At 58.7% G+C, this 2,935-nt stretch carries 3 protein-coding genes; 2 read left to right on the top strand and 1 reads right to left on the bottom strand.

Annotation, left to right across the window (positions count from 1 at the left end; all coding sequences use genetic code 11):
- Positions 1–1,220: 1,220 nt before the first annotated feature.
- The gene (locus CT676_RS44725) at positions 1,221–1,394 is read left to right on the top strand and encodes a hypothetical protein (protein WP_155256390.1); all 174 of its coding nucleotides are present in this window, start codon (positions 1,221–1,223) and stop codon (positions 1,392–1,394) included.
- A gap of 36 nt (positions 1,395–1,430) precedes the next feature.
- Here the strand turns inward: CT676_RS44725 and CT676_RS43380 are convergent, their stop codons facing one another.
- Positions 1,431–1,640 carry a cold-shock protein gene (locus tag CT676_RS43380; protein WP_135217327.1) on the bottom strand — a complete coding sequence of 70 codons (210 nt, stop codon included), beginning with the start codon at positions 1,638–1,640 and terminating at the stop codon, positions 1,431–1,433.
- A 437-nt stretch (positions 1,641–2,077) separates the two neighbouring features.
- Between CT676_RS43380 and CT676_RS43375 the strand changes: the two genes are divergently transcribed.
- A complete protein-coding gene (locus CT676_RS43375) occupies positions 2,078–2,677 on the top strand; it encodes a VTT domain-containing protein (protein WP_135217326.1) in 600 nt (199 codons plus the stop codon).
- Positions 2,678–2,935: the final 258 nt, after the last annotated feature.

Here is a 2,935-nt window from a genome sequence, read left to right as displayed (position 1 = left end):
CGGCATCGGGCCGCGCCGCAGAGTGCGCCATAAATCCATACTTCGCGGGCGTGGAAAACCCCGCAGCTTATCGGCGGCACGGCCGCCGCGCCTACTAGGACAGTTGCGAGAGACGCCCAGCCCGCCATCGTGAATCGGCGGCCCTTTGCTTTTCCACACCCACGACGCGCCGTAGCTCGCGCGCGTAGCCGGCGGGAGTTGACTTGAAGGTTTAGCGACCGGGCTCCGATCGCAGGTGAGATCCTGATAACGGAGTTAGACTTCACCGTGGCAGGCGCTGTTCAGCCGCGCCAGCGTGCGACAGACGGCCCTTATTTGCCCTTCCCTTCGCGTCGATGTCGCTCCGCTGGGTGCATAGCGGGGCCGCTTGATTGAGCGCAAGGCACGATATTCAGCCGCCTCAAGCTCCCTCTCGGTCCACACCGCGCACCGGCGGCGTTAGCAAATTCTCCGCAAAGCTGTCGCGCATAACGCTAGAAGCACCTGACGCGAATTGTGTCGACTCCCAGGTGAAAAGGATGTCTAGTCGCTCGCATCACCGCCCCGCCCATGGCCTCCGTCGGTGATGAGAACGCCAGTTGCGCTCCCGCCTAATCAAACAGGGGGCACCGTATGAAGCGGAACAGTAGAGTTCTCCGTTCCTGTAACCACAAACTCGAAATAGTTTTGCTCGTCGCTTTGCTGAGTATGATCACTTGGCTTTGGCTCGCCATCTGATCGCAATGTGGTGCATCCTCATCACCGTGGAGCCCCGCGGTGATGGGCCTCAACGGTTCATGCCCCGGAACGGTTATAGGTTCCATCAAATTAGGGACACCTCGCAGACGTCCCTATGGGAAAGGCCGCAGCGCGGTTCCAGCCCCCCACTGCGGCCATCCCGGACAAATTAGAAAATGGTGCTTAAATCTCGCCGGTGTTCTCACAGTAGAACACCCCGTTCCGTAAACGGAATCCGTAATACTACCGGAAAGCGATATTCCAGCCATTGTCACTTGAGAGCGAACATGGCACACTTCGCTTTCCAGCCCCAATGCTCCAGGCTGCCGATTCAATTGCGGATCAGAGCGCCGGGAGTGCCTAGGCCCGCCAGCGTATGCCGGCGGGCCTTGTCGTTTTAACGCTCAGCCGGCGGCGATGCGTCGCGAGCCGTTGCCGATCGCGCTCCTGATCCACCGGGCGCCCTCTTTGACCCATGGCGATATATCGGACATACTCGCGCTATGGTTGCTTTGGATGAGATCGAACGAAACGCAGCACAGGCGCAATTAAAACGCCTGGAAGGCCTCGTTGAGGATATACGCAAGGCGCTTGGTGGCCCGAGCAATGCCAGCGAGAAGGTGGCATGGCTCAGGGAATTGCTCGCCGTTCAAGGGTATCGCGTCGACGGCCACTAGGCCCGCCCGCGTGAACCGGCGGGCCATGATCGCGAGTTAGCCAACCCTTAGATTCTCCGCGCTGCTCTTGCCACGCTTCCGATCTACCTGGACCTCATAAGAAATCTTTTGTCCCTCGGCGAGACCAGAGAGACCGGCGCGCTCTACTGCGCTGATGTGCACGAAAACATCCTGGCCGCCGTCATCAGGCTGGATGAAGCCAAATCCCTTCGTCGCGTTAAACCACTTAACGACACCTATAGCCACGTCGTTTCTCCCCATGAATTCGAAACGTGAAAGGATGGGATTACGAATCTGGCGAAACAAAGGGGGGTGCTATACGAGGGCGGCGGCCCAACCATGTTTGCACGGATCGGAGTTATACGCGCATTGAAGCGCCGCCCTTAGACGCGCCTCAACTTTCCGGCTTCGCTTTCCAGCCGCTCGGCCGCGTTTCGATAGTTTTGGGCCATCTCTTCCAGAGCTTCCCGGCCGAGACCCGGAAGGCAGAGCTTCGCTTGCTCCAGACACAGCCGCTACATGGCGCGAAAATATGCGCTCGATTCTCGTCTGCTCACGTGCAATATGACCTAATTCAGCACATATCCAATAGCGGGAAACTGGAACTCAGCGCAACCTGAAAATCGGCTCGCCAGCGTGAACCGGCCGGTCTCGGAGATCCTGAGCGTGCAGCTTTTAAAAGAATGAACTCGCCCATCTTAGACACGATCAGCGCATGGTTTCAAAATCTCGGCAGTCTTACACCGGGTTCGGCAATGGCAGTCGGCCTCGTATTTCTGGCAATGGCCTTTATCGTGCTCCCCCGTACGCCGCTGATTTGTGCCGCCGGTGCCGCCTTTGGCTGGAAAGTCGCCGGGATCATCCTGTTGAGCGGAGCCATTGGCGCCATCATGGCTTTCCTGACGTCCCGCTATATCGCATCGAACTGGTTTCGAAAAAGGCTCGAGGGGAAGCCTAATTTCGGCGTCATTGCACAAGCAGTAGATGAGGAAGGTTGGCGCATTATCGCGCTAATGCGGCTGGGTGTGCCCCTTCCAGGCGCGGTCCAGAACTACCTGTTCGGTCTGACGAGGATTGACATCTCAACCTACTCGATCTCAACCTTCGTTTTCACTGCGCCGCAAGTCTTCCTGTATTCCTTTCTGGGCGCGACTGGCCGAGCCTCGCTTCTCGACGAAAATCTAGGCATCTCGCTGATCGCTATGGCGCTGATCATCGCAATTGTGGCCCTGATAGCATGGCGGGTACGAGTTTTACTGTCGCGGCGAGCGCCGCTGGCCTAGACATGCGAGCGCTCGAAACATGTTCAACGGCGCCGCAGCTTAAGTTGAGAAAGAGCCCGCCGGAGCGAACCGGCGGGCCTTTTGCTTTTAGCCTCAGCCGGCGGCGATGCGACGCGAGCCGCTGGCAGTCGTGCTTACCCTGCGACAGCCGGCCCTCATTTGCCCTTCCCTTCGCGTCGATTTTCAGCCGCGCTGGGTGGCGGCCCGCTTCCATGGCGCGATAAAAACGCTGGAATCTCCGGTTTTGTCGCGGCGGAA

This window comes from Bradyrhizobium sp. MOS001, assembly GCF_004634465.1.
GTDB classification, from domain to species: domain Bacteria; phylum Pseudomonadota; class Alphaproteobacteria; order Rhizobiales; family Xanthobacteraceae; genus Bradyrhizobium; species Bradyrhizobium barranii.
Note: the sequence above shows the minus strand (reverse complement) of the source record. Positions and strands in the feature narration are given on the sequence as shown.

Coding starts and splice junctions, on each gene's coding strand:
- CT676_RS43375 (WP_135217326.1), top strand. CDS start 2,078: ATGAACTCGCCCATCTTAGACACGATCAGCGCATGGTTTCAAAATCTC.
- CT676_RS44725 (WP_155256390.1), top strand. CDS start 1,221: ATGGTTGCTTTGGATGAGATCGAACGAAACGCAGCACAGGCGCAATTA.